This is a genomic window from Cellulophaga sp. RHA19 (genome assembly GCF_002813425.1).
Lineage (GTDB): Bacteria > Bacteroidota > Bacteroidia > Flavobacteriales > Flavobacteriaceae > Cellulophaga.
The window spans coordinates 2,392,026-2,418,297 of sequence record NZ_PHUL01000001.1 but is presented as its reverse complement, the minus strand read 5'-3'; the positions used below and the strand labels follow the sequence as shown (position 1 = coordinate 2,418,297).

The 26,272-nt window shown below is 32.3% G+C and carries 17 protein-coding genes; 10 read left to right on the top strand and 7 right to left on the bottom strand.

The features are described from left to right. The first annotated feature begins 53 nt into the window (after positions 1 to 53). A complete protein-coding gene (locus AX016_RS10550; RefSeq protein WP_100895573.1) occupies positions 54 to 650 on the top strand; it encodes a hypothetical protein in 597 nt (198 codons plus the stop codon). Positions 651 to 691: 41 nt separating this feature from the next. Here the strand turns inward: AX016_RS10550 and AX016_RS10545 are convergent, their stop codons facing one another. The 5 genes from AX016_RS10545 to ruvX all read right to left on the bottom strand — a co-directional run bounded on the left by AX016_RS10545 (position 692) and on the right by ruvX (position 3,908). Next, entirely contained in the window at positions 692 to 1,090 is a 399-nt protein-coding gene (locus tag AX016_RS10545; protein WP_100895572.1) for a response regulator, read from the bottom strand. Continuing rightward, complete coding sequence (locus AX016_RS10540) at positions 1,090 to 2,181, bottom strand: PAS domain-containing sensor histidine kinase (protein ID WP_100895571.1); 1,092 nt, start codon at positions 2,179 to 2,181, stop codon at positions 1,090 to 1,092. Before AX016_RS10540 ends, AX016_RS10545 begins: the two co-directional genes overlap by 1 nt. Before the next feature lie 188 nt (positions 2,182 to 2,369). Beyond that, positions 2,370 to 2,801: a DUF5606 family protein gene (locus tag AX016_RS10535; RefSeq protein WP_100895570.1), complete on the bottom strand. Its 432-nt coding sequence runs from the start codon at positions 2,799 to 2,801 to the stop codon at positions 2,370 to 2,372. A 58-nt stretch (positions 2,802 to 2,859) separates the two neighbouring features. Beyond that, on the bottom strand, positions 2,860 to 3,450 hold the full coding sequence (gene def, locus AX016_RS10530) for a peptide deformylase (protein WP_100895569.1): 591 nt from the start codon (positions 3,448 to 3,450) through the stop codon (positions 2,860 to 2,862). 47 nt (positions 3,451 to 3,497) lie between these two features. Then, on the bottom strand, positions 3,498 to 3,908 hold the full coding sequence (gene ruvX / locus AX016_RS10525) for a Holliday junction resolvase RuvX (RefSeq protein ID WP_100895568.1): 411 nt from the start codon (positions 3,906 to 3,908) through the stop codon (positions 3,498 to 3,500). 104 nt (positions 3,909 to 4,012) lie between these two features. Between ruvX and AX016_RS10520 the strand changes: the two genes are divergently transcribed. Then, positions 4,013 to 4,828, top strand: a complete 816-nt coding sequence (locus AX016_RS10520; protein ID WP_100895567.1) for a 2,3,4,5-tetrahydropyridine-2,6-dicarboxylate N-succinyltransferase — start codon at positions 4,013 to 4,015, stop codon at positions 4,826 to 4,828. Positions 4,829 to 4,904: 76 nt separating this feature from the next. Here the strand turns inward: AX016_RS10520 and AX016_RS10515 are convergent, their stop codons facing one another. Next, positions 4,905 to 5,783: a GT-D fold domain-containing glycosyltransferase gene (locus AX016_RS10515; RefSeq protein ID WP_100895566.1), complete on the bottom strand. Its 879-nt coding sequence runs from the start codon at positions 5,781 to 5,783 to the stop codon at positions 4,905 to 4,907. 80 nt (positions 5,784 to 5,863) lie between these two features. Between AX016_RS10515 and AX016_RS10510 the strand changes: the two genes are divergently transcribed. From AX016_RS10510 to AX016_RS10475, 8 genes are all read left to right on the top strand, one after another. Next, positions 5,864 to 6,910 carry a glycosyltransferase gene (locus AX016_RS10510; RefSeq protein WP_100895565.1) on the top strand — a complete coding sequence of 349 codons (1,047 nt, stop codon included), beginning with the start codon at positions 5,864 to 5,866 and terminating at the stop codon, positions 6,908 to 6,910. Positions 6,911 to 6,954: 44 nt separating this feature from the next. Continuing rightward, the gene (locus tag AX016_RS10505; protein WP_100895564.1) at positions 6,955 to 8,067 is read left to right on the top strand and encodes a glycosyltransferase family 4 protein; all 1,113 of its coding nucleotides are present in this window, start codon (positions 6,955 to 6,957) and stop codon (positions 8,065 to 8,067) included. Next, the gene (locus AX016_RS17435) at positions 8,067 to 9,914 is read left to right on the top strand and encodes a glycosyltransferase (protein ID WP_100895563.1); all 1,848 of its coding nucleotides are present in this window, start codon (positions 8,067 to 8,069) and stop codon (positions 9,912 to 9,914) included. Before AX016_RS10505 ends, AX016_RS17435 begins: the two co-directional genes overlap by 1 nt. Beyond that, positions 9,898 to 10,488: an L-threonylcarbamoyladenylate synthase gene (locus AX016_RS10495; RefSeq protein WP_100895562.1), complete on the top strand. Its 591-nt coding sequence runs from the start codon at positions 9,898 to 9,900 to the stop codon at positions 10,486 to 10,488. Before AX016_RS17435 ends, AX016_RS10495 begins: the two co-directional genes overlap by 17 nt. A 2-nt stretch (positions 10,489 to 10,490) precedes the next feature. Then, positions 10,491 to 11,909, top strand: coding sequence for a CCA tRNA nucleotidyltransferase (locus AX016_RS10490; protein WP_100895561.1), 1,419 nt, complete (start codon positions 10,491 to 10,493; stop codon positions 11,907 to 11,909). Positions 11,910 to 12,437: 528 nt separating this feature from the next. Next, positions 12,438 to 22,973 carry a gliding motility-associated C-terminal domain-containing protein gene (locus tag AX016_RS10485; RefSeq protein WP_100895560.1) on the top strand — a complete coding sequence of 3,512 codons (10,536 nt, stop codon included), beginning with the start codon at positions 12,438 to 12,440 and terminating at the stop codon, positions 22,971 to 22,973. Positions 22,974 to 23,010: 37 nt separating this feature from the next. Next, entirely contained in the window at positions 23,011 to 23,952 is a 942-nt protein-coding gene (locus tag AX016_RS10480) for a PorP/SprF family type IX secretion system membrane protein (RefSeq protein WP_100895553.1), read from the top strand. 13 nt (positions 23,953 to 23,965) lie between these two features. Continuing rightward, positions 23,966 to 25,909 (top strand): OmpA family protein, encoded by a 1,944-nt coding sequence (locus AX016_RS10475; RefSeq protein WP_100895559.1) that lies wholly within the window; start codon positions 23,966 to 23,968, stop codon positions 25,907 to 25,909. A 70-nt stretch (positions 25,910 to 25,979) separates the two neighbouring features. Here AX016_RS10475 and AX016_RS17200 read toward each other — a convergent pair whose 3' ends face one another. Further along, the gene (locus AX016_RS17200) at positions 25,980 to 26,126 is read right to left on the bottom strand and encodes a hypothetical protein (RefSeq protein WP_157811118.1); all 147 of its coding nucleotides are present in this window, start codon (positions 26,124 to 26,126) and stop codon (positions 25,980 to 25,982) included. Between the last annotated feature and the right edge of the window lie 146 nt (positions 26,127 to 26,272).

The window sequence follows — 26,272 nt, the reverse complement described above, 5'->3', positions numbered from 1 at the left end:
GTAAGAGTTATATTACATACATTACAACATCATAAACCTAGAATATTTAATTTATGCAAAACATTCAATTTCCTGTTACTTTTCAGTTTAAAATATCTACTTTTTCTAATGATTTTACAGCAACAGATGCTACTGGTAAAACTATTGCCTATGTAAAACAAAAGATGTTTAAATTTAAAGAAGAGATTAAAATTTACAATGACGAATCTAAAACAAAAGTAAATTATAGCATAAAAGCAGATAAATGGTTAGATTTTTCTGCAGCATATGCCTTTAAAGATGAAAACGGAAAAGAATTTGGTAAAGTAGCTCGTAAAGGGTGGAGATCTATTTGGAAAGCACATTACAATATTATTGATGAAAACCAAAAACAACAATATAACATAAGCGAAGAAAACCCTTGGGTTAAGGTATTTGACTCTATGCTAGGCGAAATTCCTGTCTTAAATTTCTTTACAGGTTATTTATTTAATCCGTCTTATATGGTTAAAGACAACCAAGGAAAATCTATTATAAAATTAAAAAAGAAGCCTTCTTTTTTTGGTAGAAACTTTGAGCTAAGTAAGCAAGGAGAAATGGATAATGATGATGACGACCGTATAATGCTAGGATTAATGATGATGATTTTACTAGAACGCAGAAGAGGATAATCTATAATATTTAAAATGCCTTGTGTAATACAAGGCATTTTTTATTTTAAACTCTCTCTTAAAGACTTTAATATTTTTTGTAATTTATCATAATTTAATGGTTTTTCTAAATAGCTTATTACATCTAAAAATGTTTCTGCTTTTTCTTTATCTGATGGTCTCCCAGAAGAAGTTACTATAACAATGGGAACTCCCATACAAATACAACTTTGCTCTTTAACCTCCATAAACTCAAAACCATCCATAATAGGCATATTAATATCTAAAACAATTAAGTCTGGCTTATTATCTTTTAAATAATCAATAGCTTCCTTACCGTTTTCTACAGCTGTTATATTTGTATATCCTAAATTATTTAACTTACTAGTTGTTATAAAGTTAGTTACTACATCATCTTCAATTAGTAGAATTTTACATAAGTTGGTTAATTTTTCTTCCATTAAAAATATATTTTAAATTGAGTTCCTTTGTTTTCCTCACTCTCTACTAGCACTTTACCTCCATTATTTACAACTATGGAATGTAGTATGTATAGGCCTACTCCTAAACCTTCTACGTGAGTATGCATTCTTTTGAATAACCCAAAAACTTTAGTTGAGTCATTACTGGTATCAAAACCTAAACCATTATCCTTTACTATTAAAACTGGTTTATTATCTTCTAATTGTGTTGTAACCGAAATTATTGGTTTTCTACGCGGATGTTTATACTTAATTGCGTTAGAAATTAAATTATGTAAAATGCTCTCAAATTGTACAGCATTGTAATTAATTTTAGGGTAAGCCGCAAAATCTTCCTTTATTATAGCTCTAGTATTTATAATTTTTTCAGAATGTATTGCTTTAATCTTTGCAACTACTTCTTTAAAATTTACAACCTCCTTTTTATCTTCTAAACTAGACTTTAAAGCTATTACATTGTTTAATGCTTTTAACTTATCGCACATAAGTTTACCAACATATTTTAGCTTATCAAATATGGGTTTTACTTCATCAGTAATTACATTACTAGACTCTAACATACCAAAAAGGCTCTGCATATTGGTTAGAGGAGCTCTAAGGTCATGCGCTGCAACATAAGAGAACTCTTCTAATTCTTTGTTTTTTTGTTTAAGATTTTTATTTACTTTTTCTAAATTATTTTGTGTAGCTTTTAATTTATCAATTGTAGCTATTAAATTTGTAACATCTAAAGTAGTAACCCCTAAACCTTCACCTACTTTAAAGGCTCTAACTATAAAAACAAAAGTTTTATCATCTGTGTAAAAAGATATTTCGTCTAAGCTAATAGGTACTCCTGTCTCTATTACTTTTTTATATGACTCTAATCTTTCTGTACCTTCTAAATAAGGAAAAGCTTCTAAAATAGATTTACCAATAAAATCATCCTTTTTTATATTTAGAGTAGATATGGCAGCTTCATTCATATCTAAGAATACCATATTTTTATCAAATATTACACTTGGCGTATGCGCCATATCAAAAAAAGCTCCTTTAATCTCACTGTCTACATTAATAACTTCTACACTCATACTACTTGTTTTTTATTTGGGGTTAAAACTGTAATCTGTAGCAAATTTGAGGTTAATTAAACGTAATAATAGTTTGGTTGCTATAGAAAGCTATAAAGTGTAGACCAATGGTAAAATAGTTTAGTTAAATAAAAAAAGGCAACATATAAATTATATGTTGCCTTTTTCTTTTACTTAAGTTTCTGTTGTTATTCTGCAGCAGACTCTTCTGTTTCTTTATTTTCCTCTGGTTCAGAAAAATCTGTAATACCATGTTCATGTAATAAGTTATACCATTGTATTACTTTTTTAATGTCACTAGCATACACACGATCTTCATCATAATTAGGTAAAACTTCAAAGAAATATTCTTCTAATTTTAACTTGTCATCTTTATGCTTAACAGATGTTTTTTCTCCGTTTTCTTTTGTTTGTATTTTATTAAATACCTCTCTTAAAGGAACTTCTTCCTCTAACGTATAAATAGCAATTTCTGATAAAACACTAACATTTGTACGCATATTAACAGTACTTCTTTTTCCGTCCATTAAAGACTCTGCTATAAAACCCGTACGTGTTTGTGTTACCAACTTGTGTAATCCTGGTTTTCCAGAAATGGATAAAATTTTATCTAAACTCATATTTTACTTTATAAATCTTCTACAAATATTATATTTTTTATATCGATAAAAAAGGAATCTATCTTCCTTTTTTCATTTCAGGAAAACGCATTCTGTATTCTACTCTAATTTTTCCTTTAGAAATGTTACTTAACTTACTCTTTAACAACCTTTTCTTTAATGATGATAGTTTGTCTGTAAACAATATACCTTCTATATGGTCATACTCGTGTTGTATAACCCTTGCTAATAAACCGTTATACTCTTCTGTGTGCTCCTTGAAATTTTCATCTAAATAAGTAATTTTAATATTTTCTTTTCTAGATACATCTTCTCTAATATCTGGTATACTTAAGCAACCTTCATTAAAAGACCACTCATCCCCTGTTTCTTCAGTAATTTTTGCATTAATAAATACTTTTTTAAAGCCACTTAAAGCTTTTTGTTCTTCTTTAGACAAATCTTCATCGTCTGAAAAAGGAGTTGTGTCAACCAAAAAGATACGTACCGGCAAACCAATTTGTGGTGCAGCCAAACCTACGCCACTAGCGTTATACATAGTCTCCCACATATTTTCTAAAAGCTCCTTTAACTTAGGATGATCTTGGTTTATATCTTTTGCTTTTTTTCTTAGCACAGGGTCGCCATATGCTGTTATTGGTAAAATCATATTACTACTTAATTTTTATACATTGTTTTAATAAAACAATTAAAATTTTAATTTCTATTTAAATAAGACTGTAAAATAATTGTAGCACTAATTTCATCTACCAGTGCCTTATTTTTACGCTGTTTTTTATTTAACCCACTATCTATCATTGTCTTAAATGCCAATTTAGATGTAAAACGTTCATCTTCTCTTTCTACTGGCATATTAGGAAAAATAGTTTTAAGTTTTACTAAAAAAGGTACAATTAACACTTCGGACTCAGAAGCGGTATTATTCATCTGTTTAGGTTCTCCTACTATAATTTTGTCTACCTTTTCTTTAGCAATATAATCCTTTAAAAATGTTAAAAGATCTTTGGTTTCAACTGTTGTTAGCCCAGATGCTATTATTTGCATTTCATCTGTTACAGCTATACCTGTACGTACTTTTCCAAAATCTAAAGCTAGTAATCTACCCAAACTGTTTTTTTTGGCAAAAATAATATATAAATTGTTATATGTTTACATTTGATTAAATTATTAAGCCTCACCTATTATCTTTGCTAAAATTGATTTTTACAAAAATGACAGAATTACAGAAAACTATAGAAGCTGCTTGGGATAACCGAGAATTACTAAAAGAAACAGCTACACAAGATGCTATTAGAGAAGTTATAGACCTAATAGATAATGGAAAACTTAGATGTGCAGAGCCTGTTGAAGGCGATTGGCAAATTAATGAGTGGGTAAAAAAAGCTGTTGTTCTTTATTTTCCTATTCAGAAAATGGAAACATTAGAAGCTGGTATTTTTGAATACCATGATAAAATGCCTTTAAAAAGAGGTTATAAAGAAAAAGGAATTCGTGTTGTACCTAATGCAGTTGCAAGGCACGGAGCTTACATATCTCCTGGCACTATTTTAATGCCTAGTTATGTAAACATTGGCGCTTATGTAGATGAAGGTACAATGGTAGATACTTGGGCTACAGTTGGTAGTTGTGCTCAAATTGGTAAAAACGTACACCTTAGTGGTGGTGTTGGTATTGGTGGTGTTTTAGAGCCTTTACAAGCATCTCCTGTAATTATAGAAGATGGTGCTTTTATTGGGTCTAGATGTATAGTTGTAGAAGGTGTTAGAGTAGAAAAAGAAGCTGTTTTAGGTGCTAATGTTGTTTTAACAATGAGTACTAAAATTATAGATGTTACTGGTGATACTCCAGTAGAAATGAAAGGTAGAGTACCTGCACGTTCTGTAGTTATACCTGGTAGCTATACTAAAAAGTTTGCTGCTGGTGAATACAACGTACCTTGTGCTTTAATTATTGGTAAACGTAAAGAAAGTACCAACAAAAAAACATCTTTAAATGATGCTTTAAGAGAGTATGATGTTGCTGTATAGTATATGTCTGTTAGAGAAACAAAAAGCCCACAATTACAATTGTGGGCTTCCTTTTGTGTTTACTTTTTTTAAATATTTACATTATCTGATTTCTAAAATAGAACTTAATATCTTTTCTAAAAAATAAAAACTTTTTTTTAAATGATAGTTTATCACGATGATTAATATTTAATACTTTTTGAACTTTATGACCTTGTAATCTTATCCATGTTCTAGATACTCTATTATCTACAGCATCGATAATAGAACCAAAATCTATTACCTTACAATCTATTCCGTTATTCCAAAGACGCAAGGCTATAGCATTTGATGAACTACCCGCAGATGGAATTATCAAATCTACTTTTTTTGCATTTTCCTCAATATTAGGCCACCATAAGTCTATTGTCTCATACGCGTGTTTTACTGGGATTTTAACATAAAAATCTATTTTACCATATAATTTCTCTGCAATTTCTTTACTAGTAGACCCAATAAACATTTTTTTTAAAGGTCTTATTTCTTCATCTAAAAAAAACTTAAGCTTTTTGGGTTTAAAAACTGCCATACACTGAAAAATACATGGATTTTCAAAAACAACATCTCTGGTCAAATTATTATCGTTCATTACTGATATCATTTTTTCTTGCCATGAAAAATTTTTATAAATTCCACTCGCATGAAACTCATCATAAGGATAATTTATAGGACAGGCTATTAAGTACTTTTCATCCTTTATTTTAAAAGATTTTTGCAACTCATACTCAAGCCCTTCATTATAATTATAATTTCTATGATTCAGTTTCATAAGCGTTAAAAACTCACCATCACCAAATCTAACAAAAAATAACTTTCTATTATTTTTTAGCATTGATGTTAAATAATTAAAAGAATCTGTAATACTTTTTGTGCGTATTAAATTACTATCGTCTTTACTTTTAAACAAAGTGTAAAAGTAGTATTTAAGAGGCTTCATATATTATGATTAAAAAACAAATGTATTAACTTTACTACAAACAATAGTACTATTGTTTATTTTTGATAAAAATATTATTTATGCTCATTGCAATAGTTGAAGTATCAGAATCTCATGAAGAGTGTATATATAGCCAAGTATCCTTTTTAACAAGTACCGGCTATAATGTTGATTTATATATTCACCCTAAAATAAATTCTCAAATTGAAAATTACAGACATTTATTTAATGATATAGTCATTATAGATTTTGAAAACACTTCATTTTTAAAGAGAATTTACCAGCAAAAAAAACTACTAAAAAAATTAAATAATTATGACAAAATAATTTTTAATACTGCTAGCTCTTCTAAAATAGTTAGAAACTTATGTTTATTATTAAAATTTTCAAAAGTTGAGTGTATTGGCATATTACATAATGTAAAAAAAATTGAAAAAAGTTTTACTCAAAGTCTTATTACTCTGAAAATAAAAAAATACTTTGTCCTTAACGACTTTATTATACCGTCTAGAGATATAAAAAAAATAAAAATAGTAAGTTTTTACCCTATTTTTTTTCCTAACATTAAAAAAGATATTACTCTAGATAAAAAAAATAAAATATGGATTACAGTTCCAGGTAGATTGGATTATAATAGAAGAGATTATGATTTTTTATTTGAAACAATAAGAGATCTTAAAAACACTGATAATATCAAAATTATACTGCTTGGCAAAATTAATACCAGTAATGGACTAAAAATCTTAAAAAAGCTTAAAGATTTTAATATTGAAAATAACTTTATTTTATTTTCTAATTTTATTGACAATAATACTTTTCATAATTATTTAAAAAAGTCAGACTATATTCTGCCTTTATTAAAAGAAAGTGATGATTATTTAAAATACAAAATAACAGGAACTTTTAATCTTGCTTTTTCATATAAAAAAACAATTATAAGTGATGATTTTTACACCAAAATTCCGGATTTAATGGAAAATTCTATTTTTTACACAAAGACAAATTTTAAAGAAACTATATCAAATATCAATGATGGTATATTAGTAAAAAAAGATCATACATATAAAGATGTGAAATGGAATTATAAAACTCAAAAAGAACAATACCTAAGCCTAATTAATATTTAATCCTTTTTTTTAATTTATCTTTGAAAGCTAAATTAACATTTATAATGATTGTAGGTTTTGACGCAAAAAGAATTTTTCACAACAATACTGGTTTAGGGAATTATGGAAGGGATTTAGTAAGAATTATTTGTCAACACACTAATATTAATAAATTAATATTATACAATACTAAACCCTCTAATAAAGATAGAGTTTTTAAATCTCCTATCATATCTGTTGTTTATCCTAATTCTTGGCTTTGGAAAAAATTTTCATCAATATGGAGGGTTTTTGCTCTTAAAAATAGTATTATTAATGATAACCCAAATATTTACCACGGAATAACAGGAGAAATTCCTTTAGGATTAAATAAAACAGGTGTTAAAAGTATTGTAACCATTCATGATTTAATTTTTATCACACATCCGCAATACTACTCTACCATAAATAAATTTATTTATACACTTAAATTTAAATATGCTGTAAAAAATTCTACTAAGATTGTTGCAATAAGTGAACAAACTAAAAAAGATATTATAAAGTACTCAAATGTAAGTTCTGACAAAATAACTGTTGTTTATCAAGGTTGTAATTCTGTTTTTAAAAAAGAATATAGCACTAGTGAAAAAGAAAAGGTTAAAGTAAAATATAATTTACCTAACCAGTTTATATTAAACGTAGGTACTATACAAGAAAGAAAAAATGCGTTATTAATAGTTAAAGCTATAAATGGTACTAAAAACAAATTAGTATTAATAGGAAACGAAGAAGCACACGCAAAAAAAATAAGAGAGTTTATCACAGAACATAATCTTGAAGATCAAGTTTATTTTTTAAAAAATGTAGAGTTAAAAGAATTAGCTATTATATACCAATTGGCAACAGTATTTTGCTACCCATCATTATGTGAAGGTTTTGGAATACCTATTATTGAAGCTTTATATAGCAAAACACCTGTTATAACTACAATGGGCAACTGCTTTCCTGAAGCTGGCGGACCTAATTCTTTTTATATTAAGCCTAATGATGATAAAGATTTGAAATTAAAAATAAATACCCTATTCTCTAATCCAGAAATAAGACAAAATATAGCTAAAAAAGGGTTAGACTATGCCCAAAATTTTAATGATGATGTCACGGCTAGCAATATGTATAGTGTTTATAAATCTATATTATAATGGCAAATATTTGTTTTTTAAACAGTACAAAGACTTGGGGTGGTGGAGAAAAATGGCATTATGAAGCCTGTTTACATATGCACAGCAAAGGTCATAATGTTATACTAGTTACTAATAATCAATCAGAACTATATAAAAAAATAAAAAAAACAGATATTCAATATGTAAATCTTGACATAAATAATCTTAGCTTTTTAAACCCTTTTAAAATAAGGAAATTAAATAAGGTTCTTAAAGAAAATAACATAGACTGTATTGTTATCAATATTTCAGAAGATTTAAAAATAGGTGGCTTGGCAGCAAAAAAAGCTGGTGTTAAAAGAATTGTTTATAGAAGAGGAAGCGCAACTCCAATAAAAAATAGTTTTTTAAATCGATATTATTTTAAAAATGTAATTACGGATGTACTTACCAACTCTAATGCTACAAAACTATCTGTGTTAGCAAATAACAAAAAATTATTTCCTGAAGAGAAAATTAAGATTATTTACAACGCCATTGATTGTTCTAATAATTCTAAAGAAATTCTACATAATAATAATTCTAACGATGAACTTATAATAACAAGTTTGGGAAGGTTAGAGTATGAAAAAAATCATCAGTTTTTAATTCATTTATCTAAAGAATTAAAAGACAGAAACATTAAACATAAAATTTATATAGGAGGTGATGGGTCTCTAAAAGAAAAATTAGTGAAATTATCTAAAGAACTTAATGTGCATAACGAAGTTATTTTTTTAGGCTTTATAGATGATATAAAAAAGTTTATAAAATCTAGCCATATATTTATACACCCTTCACTATGGGAAGGTTTTGGGTATGTACTTGCTGAAGCTTCTCTCTGCCATAAACCTGTTATTGCTTTTAATACTACAAGTATACCAGAAATAGTAATAAATAATAAAAGTGGTTACATAGTAGAACTAAATAATGTAAATAAAGTTGCTAACAAAGTAGAACTTCTTGCATCTAATAGTAAATTAAGAGATGAATTAGGAACTTATGGGTTTAATTATATTAACTCAACCTTTAACAACTCTTTTATTTACAAGCAAATGGAAGAGTATTTAGCTCCAAAAAATAAAAAAAATAAAATCTCAGCATTACTAATAACTTATAATGAAGAAAATAATATATGTGAAGTTATAGAAAATATAAGTTTCGCTGATGAGATTATAGTTATAGATTCTTTTAGTACTGATAAAACTGAAGAACTTGCAAAAAAATATAACAACATAACTTTTATAAAAAGAGAATTTAAAAACTATACAGATCAAAAGTCCTATGCTTTATCTTTAGCTAAAAACAATTGGATTTTATTTGTTGATGCTGATGAAAGAATATCTTTATCATTAAAAAATGAAATTATTTCAACAGTAAATAGCTCCAATCCTGCTGCTGCATATTTTATGTATCGCATTTTTATGTACAAAGGAAAAAAAATTAATTTTAGTGGTACCCAAAGAGATAAAAATTACAGGCTATTTCAAAAAAACAAGGTAAAATTTGACCCTAGTTTAATTGTTCATGAAACTCTTATTGTAAATGGTATTGTAAGTATTTTAAAAAATAAATTATTACATTATTCTTTTAATAGTTACAAAGCTTTTAAAATTAAAATGCTTCGCTATGGAGAAATGAAAGCTCAAGAAGATTTTGTTAAAAACAAAAAAGCTACTCCTTTTCATCTTTATATAAAACCAATAGGAAAATTTGTAGAACACTACATAGTAAAATTTGGTATTTTAGATGGTATTAAAGGTATAACTATTAGTTATTTATATGCCATCTCTACAAAAAATAGATATAAATTTCTAAAAAAATTATATAATGGCACACAAAAATAAACCAGATCAGAACTTTATTGATGAAATAAATACATGTATTACTGTTTTACAAAATGGTGGTGTTATTTTATATCCTACAGATACTGTTTGGGGCATTGGTTGTGATGCAACTAATGAAGATGCCGTAAAAAAAATATATCAGCTTAAAAAAAGAGTAAATACTAAAACAATGATTTGCTTGGTTGCAAATGACTTTATGTTAGAAAAGCACGTAGAAAAAGTACCTGAAGTAGCCTTTGACATTATAGATATTGCAGACAAACCAACAACAATTGTATATGATAATCCAAAAAATGTAGCTCAAAATCTTATCGCTAAGGACAATAGCTTAGCAATTAGAGTTGCAACAGATAAATTTTGTCAATACTTAATAAGTAAGTTTAAAAAACCTATTGTTTCTACTTCTGCTAACCTTTCTGGAGAACCAACAGCTAAAAGTTTTAAAGAAATAAGTTCTGATATTTTAAAAGGTGTAGACTATGCCGTAAATTTGCAGCGAAACATACAAAAAGTCACCCCTTCATCAATTATTAAATTAAGTAATGATGGTAAAGTAAAGGTGATTCGGAAATAGGAATGACGCAAGACAACTACAAAGACGCAATTAAAGACCCAATTTTTTTAGTAATAGCAGAAGCTGCTGCAGAACTTAATGTAGATAGCTATGTTATTGGTGGCTTTGTACGAGATTTTTTATTAAAAAGAGGAACTCCAAAAGATATAGATGTTGTTGCTGTTGGTAGCGGTATAGAGTTAGCTCAAAAAGTAGCCTCTAAACTACCTACAACCCCAAAGGTTTCTGTTTTTAAAAACTTTGGTACTGCTATGCTAAAGCATAACGACTTAGAACTTGAGTTTGTTGGTGCGCGTAAAGAAAGTTACCATACAGATAGCAGAAATCCTATTGTAGAAGATGGTACGCTAGAAGATGATCAAAATAGAAGAGATTTTACCATTAATGCAATGGCTATTTCTTTAAATAAAGGCTCATATGGCAAGTTACTAGATCCATTTAATGGAGTTAATGATTTGCAAAGCAAAGTCATAAAAACACCTTTAGAACCTGGTATTACATATTCTGATGATCCGTTAAGAATGATGAGAGCTATACGTTTTGCTACTCAACTTCAATTTAATATTGAAGATAACTCTTTTGCATCAATATTAGAAAATAAAGATAGAATCAAAATTATATCTAAAGAACGTATTGTTGACGAGTTAAATAAAATTATGAATAGCCCAAAACCGTCTATAGGGTTTGCTCTGCTTCATAAATCACAATTATTATCTTATATTTTACCAGAGTTAAGTGCCTTGCAAGGTATAGAAGAAATTGAAGGGCACAAACACAAAGATAACTTTTGGCATACTTTAGAAGTTGTAGATAATATATCTGAAAATACAAATAATTTATGGCTACGTTGGGCAGCATTACTACATGATATTGGTAAAGCGCCAACAAAAAAGTTTCATAAAAAAAAGGGATGGACGTTTAGAGGACATGAGTTTATTGGCTCTAAAATGGTTTACAAGTTATTTAAGCGTTTACGTATGCCTTTAAATGACAAAATGAAGTACGTACAAAAAATGGTTTTAATGAGTTCTAGACCTATTGTACTTTCTGAAGACTTTGTTACAGACTCTGCTGTACGTCGTTTAATTTTTGACGCTGGTGAAAACATAGAAGATCTTATGATTTTATGCGAAGCTGATATCACTACAAAAAACACTAAAAAGCAACGTAAATACCGTAACAATTTTAAATTAGTAAGACAAAAAATTGTTGAAGTAGAAGAAAGAGATCAAATACGTAATTTTCAGCCTCCAGTCAGTGGTGAAGAAATTATGAAAACCTTTAATCTAAAGCCTTCTAAAGAGATTGGTATATTAAAAGAAGCTATAAAAGAAGCTATTTTAGATGGCACAATTCCTAATGAATATGATGCTGCTTATAATTTTATGCTTCAAAAAGGAAAAGAGTTAGGTTTAACCTAATTAAAAATAGCACTAAACCATTTACAAATAATTACCCAACGTTGCATACACCTACATGTATAACATATAGTTATACAGTTTTTGCATAAACTTATAAGCAAAAAAGACTAATAACCCAATTGTAATAGCTCCAATTTAGAGCCTTTTAATATGATTAATATACTTAAAAGGAGCAATTTCATTAAACAAAATACCTAATAGCTAATATGCTATTTATAATTTTATGTTAAAAAGTGAAAAAGCAGGTTTACAAAAAACCAAAAATTACATTTTTTTAAGTAAACACAACACTTAACAAAGTTCATAAAAACATAAACAGTATATTTTTAATTTTCTTTCGTATACACTTTTCTACCATTCACCTACACTTTTGTCTTAACCGGCAACATATTATTATTTATAAACTTTTTCATAGATACCTTTAAAAAAAAGAGTAATAACACGTGATTTTGCTTATAAAAATAAGTTAATCACAAAAACACTAAACCATTTCCTTTCTTTTTAGGAAAAAAATCTAATCATTATTTTATGAAAAAAGTATTCAAAAACTTTTTACTGTTCATTATTTTATTAACATTAAGTGCTGTAAATCTTAATGCTCAAATAGATGATAACAGGTATAAAGTTTCCCTAACTCCTGAAGACTTGGCCACTTGCGGTGGCGTAAACAATTCTTTGGAGCGTGTACTAGTACAAGGTAAAAATGCATCTTGTAATAATTTTAGTATTACGTTTAACTTACCAAACGGCGTCTTGTACGAAACCGGTACTGTTGTAATAACATCTCAGGTAGACTCTAATGGAATTCCCATTACTGTAAATCCTTATGAAATAGGTGTTGCTGGTACAGCAAATAATCCTGTTTTTACATTACACAGAAATGGAAATCCAAATCTTAACTGGAATGTTGGTGATGAAGTATACTTTGAATTTAAACGTAGTGCAAATTGTGATGCTGTTACGCTTTTAAATTCTGGTGGACTTTTTAAGGATGCGCATACTATAAATTTTAATGATGCTGGAGGTGCAAATTCTGCTACAGATAATGACAACAACATATCTTCATATGCTTTATTAGCTGCTTCCTTAAATATTTCTCCAATTTCAACTATAAATTCAAACGTAGGAGAATCATATACCAGAGATATTACAATAGCACAAGGTGGTAATGGTTGTACAGAAACTTTTACTTACTATGTAGATTTAGGTGAAGATGTAGATGATATTTATACATTATCATACAAAGGCACGCCTTTAACTCCTATATCTAAAGTTGGTCAAATTTTAACATATAATATAGATTTAAACATAGCTCCTTTTGTTGGAGATGTTGGCAATAATGATAATTGTTTTGATAACGGCGAAGTAATTGTTTTACAAGAAGCCTTTAGAGTAGATGATTGTATAGATACTGCAATTGTTCATAACGCATACTGGGGATGTAATGTTGGCGAAACTTGCCAAGCTGCTGCACCGCAAACAGGATCTTTAAATTTTGGTGCAAACGTGCCAGATATTACATTAACTAAAATAGGAACCACAACACCAGATTTTTGTGAGGCGGTAACCTATACTGTTAAACTAGAAAACACAAAACTTACAGCTGGCTCTATGGCTTTAGACGTTGGTGTTAACTTAGGAATGGGCGCAAACTCTACCCCTATATCTACTGCAAATAATAATCCTTTATGGGATTTTGATTATCATGATACCAGAAATGTTTCTAACTTTAAAGTAGGAACAACAAGTTTTTCGCCTACCAGTAGGCCTAGTGACAGTTACTCTTCTCGAGGTTCTGGTAATACTCTTTCTTTACCTCCTAACTTCTTTACCTCAGATCCTGATGGTCCTGGTGTTGGGCTGGAAGATTTAGATAACGATGGTTTTTTTGATGATTTAGCTCCAGGTGCTTCTACAGAAATATCTTTTGATTTTGCTATTACACCTAAAGACAATTGTGGAACAGGAAGATTAGAATACATGGGTTGGGAACATACTTATTTTGATGTTTATTTTAAAGATCAATGTAAAGGTGAAAGATTACCAGAGCGTATAGATTTAAATTACTTTAATATTATTAGAGATTATAGAAGCGTTACAGAAGTTGAAGCTCCTACAGATCTTGTAAATAATCAAGATTTTGAAATTAGAATAGCTCCGTCTACACAAGCCAATGGTGTTGGTACTCCATTAGTAAATGGCCAACCTATGTTATCTAATAACGCTAACTCTGTTTGGAGTATTACTATTACTGCTCCAGCAGGTATGTCTTTAAGACCAGGTGCCTCTTCAGAGTTTACGCAGTCTGGAAATGAAATTACATATAGTACTACAAATATAAGTGGAGCTGAATATAAAGAATGGGTAGAGTTTCCTTTAACTTTTACATGTGGGCCTAACGGTGTACAATCTATTCCTTACAAAACTAATTATACTGCAACTGGTACTAGCGGTGTTTGCTGGAGTCAAGATATACATTGTGGTACTGTAGATATTTATACTCACTGTCCAGGAAACTGCGTTGGCCCTGCTATTGAAGGGTTTAATGCTAACAGAATTACTGCTGGTTGGACAGACGCATCAATGGATACCAAAGTAGTATTAGATGATAATACAGATGGTATTAATAAATATCTTGCTGGAGACAGAATGAAAATTTCTACTTCTGCTTCTATCAATAATATTTCTTTAGATAATTTATATTTTGATTTAACATACAATACTGCAAGTTTAGCTGCAGGTGGTCCGGATATTATTTCTTTTATAGAAGGAGAAATTACAATTAATGACTCACCTACAACATCTCAAACTGGAACTATTACTGTTACTCCTGTACTAACTACAAATGGAACTACTGAACATAGATTAACTTTTGATCTTAGTTCTTACAAAAGTTTAATTAGTGGTTCTTACAATTATGAAGGTGACGCTATAGAAAAGGACAGAGTAGAAATAGAATTAACTTTTGAATTTAGTAAAGATTTTAAAGACATTGACTACTTTGAACTTGGTGGCTTAAGAGGAGAGTTTTTTGCTTTTACAGATTACCCTGCTAACACACAACCTAACAAAGTTGGTTGCGATACTTGGGGAGATAGAGCTTACTATTCTAGACCTAGAATATATGGTAGTAACCAAACAAGGTCTACTAATGGCTGTACCCCTTCTAATGGAGTATTGTATTACCAACATAATATGGCTCCTAGTGATATGCACGGAGATGAATATAGACCTATGACATTGTGGAAATCTACCGTTGTAGATATACCAGAAGGCGCTAGGTTTACAGGTAATGTTTCTTCTATTCAATTTAATGGTGCTTACTCAAGTCTTGGCGGCCAGTTTATTGTATCAGAAAGTAACGGACAAATAACAATTACTCCTGGTCCAGGTTATGTAGATCGTGACCAAAGTGCTTTAATACAACCCAGATTTTATGTAGAATTTATGGGTACTTGTAATTCACCCGCTTCTGCTAATTATGACTACACCATTAATTATGATGATTTTGCATATGCTACTCCAGAAGCTGCAAGTTTTACAAATACAAACAGATTTCAATACACTCAACCTACATTTTTAATACAATCTCCTTCTCCTACTGTAAATGGAGATGCTTACACTGTAGATTTTGATGTTAATATAAGTAATACAAGTCCGCAAGATGTAAATTACAATTGGCTACAAGTTTCTGTGCCAGCAGGTATAAGTATTAAAAGTGCTTTTAGTGTATCAGGTGGTACAGAAACACCTGTAACATTTCATCAATCCGGAAATAAAACTTGGATAGAAGCTGGTTCAATTGCATCTAACACTACAAAATCTATTCGTTTTAAAGGAGATTTTGAAGACTGTACAGATCTTACTGTTTTAGTTGAACACGGATGGGATTGTTTAGGTTATCCTGGTTACCCAGACACTAACGTAGATGTTTCTGATTTTCAAGCAGTAGGTGCTAGTTGTTATCAAAACTCTACATCTATAACCCTAGAACCTAAAGGATCTCAAGTACAGGTAGCAATAACAAATCAACCTAACACACCACAAAATTTATGCACACCTTTTAATATAGAAGTAGATGTTATTAGTGCTCAGTTAGCAGATTTAATATTTCCTTCATTAGAATTTGCTATCCCTGGCGGAAACGGTGGTATCACTATAGTAAGTACAAATGTTACTTACCCTAAGGGTTCAACTAACCCAAATGACACTCAGCCCGTAACTGTTACTATAAAAAATGGTATTGCTAAAGTAAATTTATTAGAACATACCAATATACTTGCTCTAAATGGTATAAAAGGTAATCCTGCTATTAATTCAATTAATGAAAGAACAGCACATATTAACCTTGAAATTCAGTTAGAATGTAATTTTATATCAAATTCTGAATTTACATTTAAGGTATACGGAGAAGAGCCATGTGGTGACCTTGCTGCTGGTAACGGATCTAGAATAGTTTCTAACTCCATTCAGGCACTTGGTGCTACACCTCCTTATAATGCGTTTAGTACTATAAATCTTCCTGGTTTTGGTGCGCCAATAATAGGCTGTGGAGTTGTAGATAATATTAATGTAGAAACTACCATCTCTGGAGGTACTACAGGTAGTGCAGATTTTGGAAAAATAACCTTAAGATCTGGTATAGAATATGTAGCTTCTTCTTTTGCTAGTGCAGACGGTGCCACATTTAATAGCATAGCTACTGTAGGAGATCATCAAGAGCTTATATTAAACTATCCAGCGGGAGTTACTGCAGGATCTAAAATAAATTTTAATTTTGATTTTATAACTACAAACGAAGGTATATGTGATGCTACTGAGGAAGTACAAATAGTAAATTACGTAACTGTTAATGGTATTATGTGTGCCTCTAATGCTTGTCCTGATTTTCAAGTAGCAACTGGTTTCTCTTATGAGATTATGCCATTAGAAAAGCCAACCATAATAGGTACTGCTAACGATAGTTTTTTTACTGTAGATACTAGTAACAATTATGAGTATCATTTATCTATAGATATAGAAAATACAAGTGCTTTAGATGCAGATGCAGGCTATGCTTATAGTGTTTATTGTGCAGATGTAAATGGAGATATAGATGGTGCTGCTATCTCAACCGGTACAATAGCTGATGCTATTCCTAACTTATCTACAATTACAGATGAAATTGTATTTACTACCGCTGGTGCAGCTTGTTCTGGTACAAATTTTATAGTAGAGTTTTTACCTTCTAGTACAAATTGCCAGTGTGAGGCCTTTACAATTGTAGTACCTGTAACTTCAGGTGCTCCATTAAACCTAGATAATGATAATGATGGTATACCAGATGTTATTGAAGTCTATAATGGCGATGCAGATGGAGACGGAACTTTAGATTATGAAGATCCTGATTTCTGCGCTGCTACATTTGATGGTGTTAATGGATGGGATTGTGCAACAATGGGCTTACCAGATCCAGATGATGATTTAGATGGAGATGGTACTCCAAATTACTATGATACAGATTTCCCAACATGCGGCGGATTAAATGCTAACGGAGTATGTATCAATTTTGATACCGACGGCGATGGCATACCTAACCACTTAGATTTAGATTCTGATAATGATGGTATAACAGATATTACAGAACTTGGTGCAGCAAATAATGATGCTAATGGTGACGGTGTTTTAGACAATATTACCGATATAGATAATGACGGACTTGCAGATGTAGTAGATAATGATACTACAGACGGTCCAGAAGGTAGTGCACCTTGTACACCACTGAATGGTTGTGTACAAACAAACTCTACATCCAATATTTTTGATACAGATGGAGATGGTACTACTGATGATAGTGGCGATTTTGATGGTGACGGACTAATTAATGCTTACGATTTAGATAGTGACAATGACGGTATTTTAGATACGGTCGAAGCACAAACTACAACTGGCTTTAGTGCTCCGGGAGCTATTGCCCCATTAACAGGTATACCTGCAGTTGGTGCTGATACAGATGGTATTGACCCAATTGATACCGATGGTGATGGTAACCCTGATTACTTAGATTTAGATGCGGATAATGATGGTATTACTGATACTTTAGAAGCCGGTGGCGAAGATGCTGATGGCGATGGTGCTGTAGATGGTTTTGTTGATGCTGATGGTAATGGTGTTGCCGATAGTGTAGATACGACTCCTTTACCAGATGAAGATTCTGATAATGACGGAATTTTAGACAGATTGGATTTAGATTCTGATAACGACGGAATTACAGATACTACTGAAGCTGGTGGTGTGGATGGAGACGGTGATGGTATCATTGATACGTTCATGACCGATACAGATAATGACGGACTTGCGGATAGTGTTGATCCAGTTGGTCCTGCTACACCAGGTACACCAATTCCGAATCCGGATACGGATAATGACGGATTGGATGATAGAATAGATTTAGATTCTGAAAATGATGGTATTCCAGATGTAATTGAAGCTGGTGGTTCTGACCCGGATAACGATGGTAGAATAGGTACTGGTGCAATTACAGATATAGATGGAGACGGACTTTCAGATTTAGTAGATCCAAATGATAATACAACAGGTACACTAGACGATGGTCCAGGTACACCTTTACCAATTGACAATTTTGATGGTGACAGTGTTCCTAATCACTTAGATATAGATTCTGATAATGATGGTATTACAGATACTACAGAAGCTGGTGGTCTTGATGTTAATGGTGATGGTGTTGTAGATGGTTTTGATGATACCGCTACAACAGATGGTTGGGATGACGCTACAGCAGCATCTCCACTTCCAATTCCTAACTCAGATACCACAGGTGGTCCAGATTACTTGGATATAGATGCAGATGATGATGGAATTCCAGATAATGTAGAAGCACAAACTACAGCGGGTTATATTGTCCCTGCAGATGCTGAAGCAGCTAACGGATTAGATACCAATTATCCTGTTGGGTTAACTCCAGAAGATACAGATGGTGATTTAATTCCTGATTATTTAGATTCAGATTCTGATGCTGATGGTGTTAGTGATGTTGAAGAAGCAGGGCAAGGTACAATGATAGATCCTTTAGCGGATGCTGATGGAGATGGCTTAAACGATGCCTTTGATGATACTACTCCTGCATATGACGTAAACAATGATTTGGATACAGGTGCAATCGCTACGGATAATGTAGATGATTTAGACACTGTAGAGGTTGATTTTAGATCGATATTAGATTCAGATAATGATGGTATTATGGATACTGTTGATATTGATGATGATAATGACGGAATCTTAGATGTTGACGAAACAGGAGATACAGATGGTGATGGTATTCCAGATAGTATTGATTTAGATTCAGATAATGACGGTATTCCAGATTCTATAGAAGCTGGTGGTACGGATATAGATGGTGATGGTCATATAGACTACCCAACTCCTGGTGACCCAACTTCTATGACGGACACTAATAATGATGGTCTTGCAGATGAAATTGCAACGACTCCTTTACCAGATGAAGATTCAGATGGTGATGGTATCGAAGACAGAATAGATTTAGATTCAGACAATGATGGTATTCCAGATGTAACAGAAGCTGGTGGTCCAGATGCAGACAACGATGGTGTTATAGATACTTTCGCTACAGATACAGACCGTGACGGTTTGGCAGATAGTGTAGACCCTGCAGATGCTACAACTCCTGGTACGCCTTTAGAAAATCCTGATACGGATGGTGACGGATTTGATGATAGAATAGATTTAGATTCAGATAACGATGGTATTCCAGATGTAACGGAAGCTGGTGGTTCAGATCCAGATAACGATGGTGTTATCGGTACAGGTCCAATTGCCGATGCAGATGGTGATGGACTTTCAGATATCGCAGATACAGATGATAATACAACTCCAACGGCTACAGATGGTCCGGGTACCGCTTTACCAATAGATAATTTTGATGGTGATGCAAATCCTAACCATTTAGATATAGATGCTGATAATGATGGTATTCTAGATGTAGTTGAAAATGGAACAGGTACTTTAGATACTAACAATGATGGTGCTATTGACAGTACTGATGATGTATTCTTAGATGCGAATGACAATGGTCAAGCAGATGCTACAGAAGGTACTGCGCCATTAAATACAGATACTACTGGTGGTGCAAACTACTTGGATATTGATGCGGATGATGATGGTATTCCAGATAATGTTGAAGCACAACCAACTGCAGCTTATAATGCTCCAGATGATGCTTTTGATGCTGAAGGTTTAGATACCCAATATGCAGGTGGAATTACACCAGAAGATACAGATGGTGATTTAATTCCTGATTACTTAGATCCAGATTCTGACGATGATGGTACGCCAGATATTATTGAAGCTGGGCAAGGAACTATGACTGATCCTTTAGCTGATGCTGATAATGACGGATTAAACGATGCGTTTGATGATACACCTGGTACAGATGTAAATAATGATTTGGATACTGGTGCAATTGCAACAGATAATGTAGATGATGTTGATACGGCTGAGGTTGATTTCAGATCTATATTAGATCGCGACCAAGATGGTATTATGGATATTGTTGATCAAGATGATGACAATGATGGTATTTCAGATTTAGATGAGTCGAACGGAGTTGACCCAAGTGCAGATGATGATAATGATGGTATCGTAAACTATTTAGATGACGATCCTGCAGATCCATTGGTTGGTGATGTAAACGGTATTGTTGAACCAGCATTCGATTTTGATGGTGATGGTATTCCAAATCACTTTGATATTGATGCTGATAATGACGGAATCTTTGATGTATACGAAGCTGGTAATGATGCTTTAGATACGAACAATGACGGAGTTATTGATAGTAACGATACTGGTTTTGCAGATGCAAACAATGATGGTCAAGCAGACAGTTCAGAAGGTACAACGCCACTGAATACAGATACATCAGGAAATTCAGATTTCTTGGATATTGATGCAGATGACGATGGTATTCCAGATAACGTAGAAGCACAACCAACAACAGGTTATGTTGCTCCGGCTGATGCTTTTGATTTCAATGGTGTAGATACGAATTACCCTAACGGATTAAGACCTGAGGATACGGATACAGATTTAACTCCAGATTACTTGGATGCTGATTCTGATAACGATGGTATTTCAGATATGCTGGAAGCTGGTCAAGGTACTCTTGTAGATCCTTTGGCAGATGCCGATAATGATGGATTTAACGATGCTTTTGATGATACTGTAGGTAATGATGTAAACAATGATTTAGATACGGGTGCCATCGCAACTGACAACGAAGATGATGCTGATATGGCAGAAGTTGATTTTAGATCGGTATTGGATTTTGATGGTGATGGTATCCCAGATACAGCAGATCTTGATGATGACAATGATGGTATTTCAGATTTAGATGAGGCTAACGGAATTGACCTAAGTGCCGATGATGATAACGATGGTGTTCCAAACCATTCCGATGATGATCCTAACGATCCATTGGTTGGCGATGTAAACGGAACAACTGAACCAGCATTCGATTTTGATGGTGATGGTATTCCAAATCACTTTGATATTGATGCAGATAACGACGGAATATATGATGTATACGAAGCGGGTAATGATGCTTTGGATACGAATAATGATGGCGTTATCGATAGTGTTGATACTGGTTTTGCAGATGCAAACAATGATGGTCAAGCAGATAGTTCAGAAGGTACAATGCCACTGAACACAGATACATCAGGAAATGCAGATTTCTTGGATATCGATGCGGATGACGATGGTATTCCAGATAACGTAGAAGCACAACCTACTACAGGTTATGTTGCTCCAGCGGAATCTTTTAGTCCAAATGGTGTAGATACTAACTACCCTAACGGATTAAGACCAGAGGATACAGATACAGATTTAACTCCAGATTATTTGGATGCTGATTCTGATAACGATGGTATTTCAGATATGCTGGAAGCTGGTCAAGGTACTCTTGTAGATCCTTTGGCAGATGCTGACGGTGATGGATTAAATGATGCCTTTGATGATACCGTAGGTAATGATGTAAACAATGATCTGGATACAGGTGCAATTGCAACTGATAACGAAGATGATACAAGCACAATTGAGGTTGACTTTAGAGAAGTTGCAGATACTGATGGTGATGGCGTATTAGATACTCAAGAAGACCTAGATGGTACAGATAAAAATGATCCTTGTGATTATTTAGTTTCTAGTGTTACAATTCCTGTTTCTGGAGACTACTTAATTGTAGATTGTGATGGTGATGGCATATTAAATGGCCAAGAAGTTACAGACGGTACAAATCCTTTAGATGATTGTGATTCTATTGGTGGTACTCCTCTACCTACTAGCGATTGTGATAACGATGGTTTAACTAATTCCCAAGAAGCTACTATTGGTACAGATCCTTTTAATCCTGATTCGGATAATGACGGACTTTTAGATGGTGATGAAGTTACTTTAGGTACTGACCCTAATAACCCTGATACTGATGGGGATACCATTTTAGACGGACAAGAAGTAACCGACAATACCAATCCGCTTGATGATTGTGATTCTATTAACGGAGTTCCTCTTGATGATACTGATTGTGATATGGACGGATTAACCAATGCTCAAGAAGCAGATTTAGGTACTGATCCTTTTAATCCTGATTCTGATGGGGATTTAATTCTTGATGGTAAAGAAGTTGATGATGAAACTGACCCTCTTGATCCTTGTGATAATATCGGTGGTACTCCTCCGGCTGGGGCTGCTTGTGATATCTCTATCTACAACGACCTTGTTGGTCCTGGTGTAGATGATGGTTACTTTAGAATTATTAATATTGAGCAGTTTCCGAACAATACTGTACAAATCTATAACAGATGGGGAGTTATTGTTTTTGAAACTAAATCTTACGATCGTGGTACTAATGTATTTAAAGGTATTTCTAATGGTAGAGTGGTTGTGAAGAAAAACGAAACACTACCGGCTGGAGTTTATTACTACATTATTAACTACAATAATAACGGTCTAAACAAATCTAAAGCTGGATATTTATATCTAAACAGGTAATTTTAAACACAACCATTAAACGCATAAATCATAAATTATGAGAAAATTAATAGTTAGTATTGTTTTAGTTTTTCTTGCTGTGCAAAACTCTTCTGCACAACAAGATGCTCAATACACTCAATATATGTATAATACTATTGCCATTAACCCTGCTTACGCAGGGTCTAGAGGCGTATTTAGTATTGCTGCCTTGCATAGATCGCAATGGGTAGGACTAGACGGTGCGCCCACAACACAAACCCTTAACTTTAACACTCCTGTTTCTAGAAGAGTCGGACTTGGACTATCGGTTGTACACGATGAAATTGGGAATGGTACAAATCAAGATACTTATGTAGATGCTGCCTTCTCATACACTGTTCCCACTAGCGATCTAGGCAAACTATCTTTTGGACTTAAAGCGGGTGGACATTTTTTAAACCTTGACTTTTCTAAACTTGCAAACTACAGACAAGAGTCTACTCCTACTGGATATAATGATATTGATAAAAAATTCTCTCCCAATTTTGGAGCAGGTATTTACTATCATACCAATAAATTCTATGCAGGGTTATCTGTACCTAACTTTTTAGAAACTGAACATTTTGATAATTCTGGTGGACAAAACAGCTCTTTTGTCGCTGTTGAACGTATGAACTGGTATTTAATTACGGGTTATGTGTTTGAGCTAAATAGAGACTTAAAACTTAAACCAGCAGCGCTTATTAAAGCTGTTAAAGGGGCGCCTTTACAAGCAGATTTATCTGCTACTTTTTTACTTAGAGATAAGTTTAGCTTTGGAGCGGCTTACCGTTGGGATGCTGCTTTAAGTGCTCTTGTTGGGTTTCAGCTTAGCGAACAACTTATGCTTGGACTAGCATACGATAAAGAAACTACTGATCTTGGAAACACTTCTTTTAATGATGGGTCTTTTGAGGTATTTTTAAGATACGAACTTAAGTCTAGATACAAAAAAGTAATTACCCCTAGATTCTTCTAAAAAAACAAAACAAATGAAATTTAAATACATAACACTTGCCTTTTTGTTTTGTTGTGCACTCACTAATGCACAGTCTAAAAAACAACAAAGAGCAGATGATAAGTTTGAAAGCTACCAATATGCGGAGGCTATTGATGTATACCAAAGGTTAATTGATCTTGGATACAGCTCTGAAACTATTTACAGAAAACTTGCTAACTCTAATTACCTTAATGCTAGGTATGAGAATGCTGCTAAATGGTATGAAAAACTAGTAAATCTTCAAGATGCGAACGTAGATCCTGAAGAGGTATACAAATATGCATTATCACTAAAGTCTATTGGTGAATATCAAAAATCTGATACTTGGATGCGTAAGTTTGATCAAATTAAACAGTACGACTCTAGAGCTACCTTGTTTGAAAATAACACCAATTACTTACAAGTAATTGAAAAAAACTCTGGGCGTTACAATCTAAAAAACCTAGAGATAAACTCTAGTGTGTCTGAGTTTTCTCCGGCTTATTATAATGATAAACTAGTATTCTCTTCAGCTAGAGATACTGGTACTGTGCGCAATTCTATTCACCAGTGGAACAACCAACCCTTTTTAAACCTGTATGCTGCACAAATTAATGAAGAAGGAACTCCTTTTAACGCAGATAAATTAGACCGTAAACTAAATAAAAAAACACACGAGTCTTCGGCTGTTTTTACTAAAGATGGTAACACTATGTATTTTACCAGAAACAACTCTGATAACGGAAGGTTTGCCCGCGATAAAGATGGCGTTAGTAGACTTAAATTATACAGAGCTACAAAAGTTGGTGACCAATGGAAAAAAATCACAGAATTACCTTTTAATGGTGATGAGTATTCCGTAGCACACCCTGCCCTATCGCCAAATGAAACTAAATTATATTTTGCTTCGGATATGCCTGGTACGCGTGGAATGTCTGACTTGTATGTGGTAGATATTATTGCTGATGGAACCTTTAGTGCTCCTCTAAATCTTGGTAATAAAATTAACACAGAATCTAGAGAAACGTTTCCGTTTGTATCTAAAAATAACATCTTGTATTTTGCCTCTGATGGGCACCCTGGACTTGGTGGGTTAGATATTTTTGCTACACAAATTACTGATAACTTTAACGATTCTTACATCTTAAATATTGGTAAACCCCTAAACAGTAAACAAGATGATTTCTCTTTCATTTTTGATGAAGATTCTCAAAAAGGATTCTTTGCTTCTAACCGTGATGGTGGTAAAGGGTATGATGATATTTATAGCTTTGTTCAAACAAAAGAACTAAACCTTAATTGTTACAATACAATTACAGGTACTGCTGTTAATCTTAAAACAGGTGCTAGTATTGCAGACGCTGCTGTGCAAGTAAAAGACAAAGAAAACACTTTGGTTTTTGAAACTAAAACTGATAAAAAAGGAAATTTTACAATTGATGATATTTGCTGGGAGGATACCTATACCCTACTGGGACAAAAAATAGAGTTTGAAAACGGAACTACCTCTTTTGCTATAGAACGTAATAAAGAACTAGATCCTGTTATTGTAAAATTAAATCCTATTAAAAGGGCTGCCCCTATTGGTACAGATTTAACTAAGTACTTAAAATTAGATCCTATTTATTTTGACCTTGATAAATCATTTATTAGGATTGATGGGCAAATTACAATGCAACAAGTATTTGCATATCTTAAAGAATATCCAGAGGTGGTTATTGAAGTTAGATCACATACTGATGCTAGAGCTACTACTACCTACAACCAAGCATTATCTAACAGAAGAGCAAAAGAAACGGTAAAGTATTTATTAGACAATGGTATTGCGCCTGAGCGTGTGTCAGGCAAAGGTTTTGGGGAATCTCAACTAACTAACAACTGCGATTCTAATAGCAAATGCTCAGAAGAACAACACCAACAAAATAGAAGATCTGAGTTTATTGTAATTAAAAACTAAAACATAAAACAACAACAAACAAAAAGAGGAAGCTAAAGCTTCCTCTTTTTTTATAATAAACTATAAGTGTTTATTTATTCTCTATCCCTTTAAATATAAAATCTGTTAACTGCTTCTCTATCTCTATTGGGTTTACTTTTATATCGTCATTGGTTATCATACTAAACAACCATCGCATTGATGAAATTACCATAAACGTTGAAAACTCACTATCCATAAGTAAGTAGAAAATTCTACTGTATTATCTAGCTTAAGTGTCTTTTCAAAAAATTAGTTTGATACTATTTTTATTGAGGCTTACTTTTTATAAAAAACAAGATTAAAACATATGAACAAATGTTAATGTTATAATACAAGATGCAA

Bases quoted from the DNA above. Each gene is read 5' to 3' on its own strand.
- AX016_RS10540 (WP_100895571.1), bottom strand. From the start codon at position 2,181: ATGAGTGTAGAAGTTATTAATGTAGACAGTGAGATTAAAGGAGCTTTT.
- AX016_RS17200 (WP_157811118.1), bottom strand. From the start codon at position 26,126: ATGGATAGTGAGTTTTCAACGTTTATGGTAATTTCATCAATGCGATGG.
- AX016_RS10495 (WP_100895562.1), top strand. From the start codon at position 9,898: ATGGCACACAAAAATAAACCAGATCAGAACTTTATTGATGAAATAAAT.
- AX016_RS10480 (WP_100895553.1), top strand. From the start codon at position 23,011: ATGAGAAAATTAATAGTTAGTATTGTTTTAGTTTTTCTTGCTGTGCAA.
- AX016_RS10520 (WP_100895567.1), top strand. From the start codon at position 4,013: ATGACAGAATTACAGAAAACTATAGAAGCTGCTTGGGATAACCGAGAA.
- AX016_RS10550 (WP_100895573.1), top strand. From the start codon at position 54: ATGCAAAACATTCAATTTCCTGTTACTTTTCAGTTTAAAATATCTACT.
- AX016_RS10505 (WP_100895564.1), top strand. From the start codon at position 6,955: ATGATTGTAGGTTTTGACGCAAAAAGAATTTTTCACAACAATACTGGT.
- def (WP_100895569.1), bottom strand. From the start codon at position 3,450: ATGATTTTACCAATAACAGCATATGGCGACCCTGTGCTAAGAAAAAAA.
- AX016_RS17435 (WP_100895563.1), top strand. From the start codon at position 8,067: ATGGCAAATATTTGTTTTTTAAACAGTACAAAGACTTGGGGTGGTGGA.
- AX016_RS10475 (WP_100895559.1), top strand. From the start codon at position 23,966: ATGAAATTTAAATACATAACACTTGCCTTTTTGTTTTGTTGTGCACTC.
- AX016_RS10485 (WP_100895560.1), top strand. From the start codon at position 12,438: ATGAAAAAAGTATTCAAAAACTTTTTACTGTTCATTATTTTATTAACA.
- AX016_RS10515 (WP_100895566.1), bottom strand. From the start codon at position 5,783: ATGAAGCCTCTTAAATACTACTTTTACACTTTGTTTAAAAGTAAAGAC.
- AX016_RS10545 (WP_100895572.1), bottom strand. From the start codon at position 1,090: ATGGAAGAAAAATTAACCAACTTATGTAAAATTCTACTAATTGAAGAT.
- AX016_RS10535 (WP_100895570.1), bottom strand. From the start codon at position 2,801: ATGAGTTTAGATAAAATTTTATCCATTTCTGGAAAACCAGGATTACAC.
- AX016_RS10510 (WP_100895565.1), top strand. From the start codon at position 5,864: ATGCTCATTGCAATAGTTGAAGTATCAGAATCTCATGAAGAGTGTATA.
- AX016_RS10490 (WP_100895561.1), top strand. From the start codon at position 10,491: ATGACGCAAGACAACTACAAAGACGCAATTAAAGACCCAATTTTTTTA.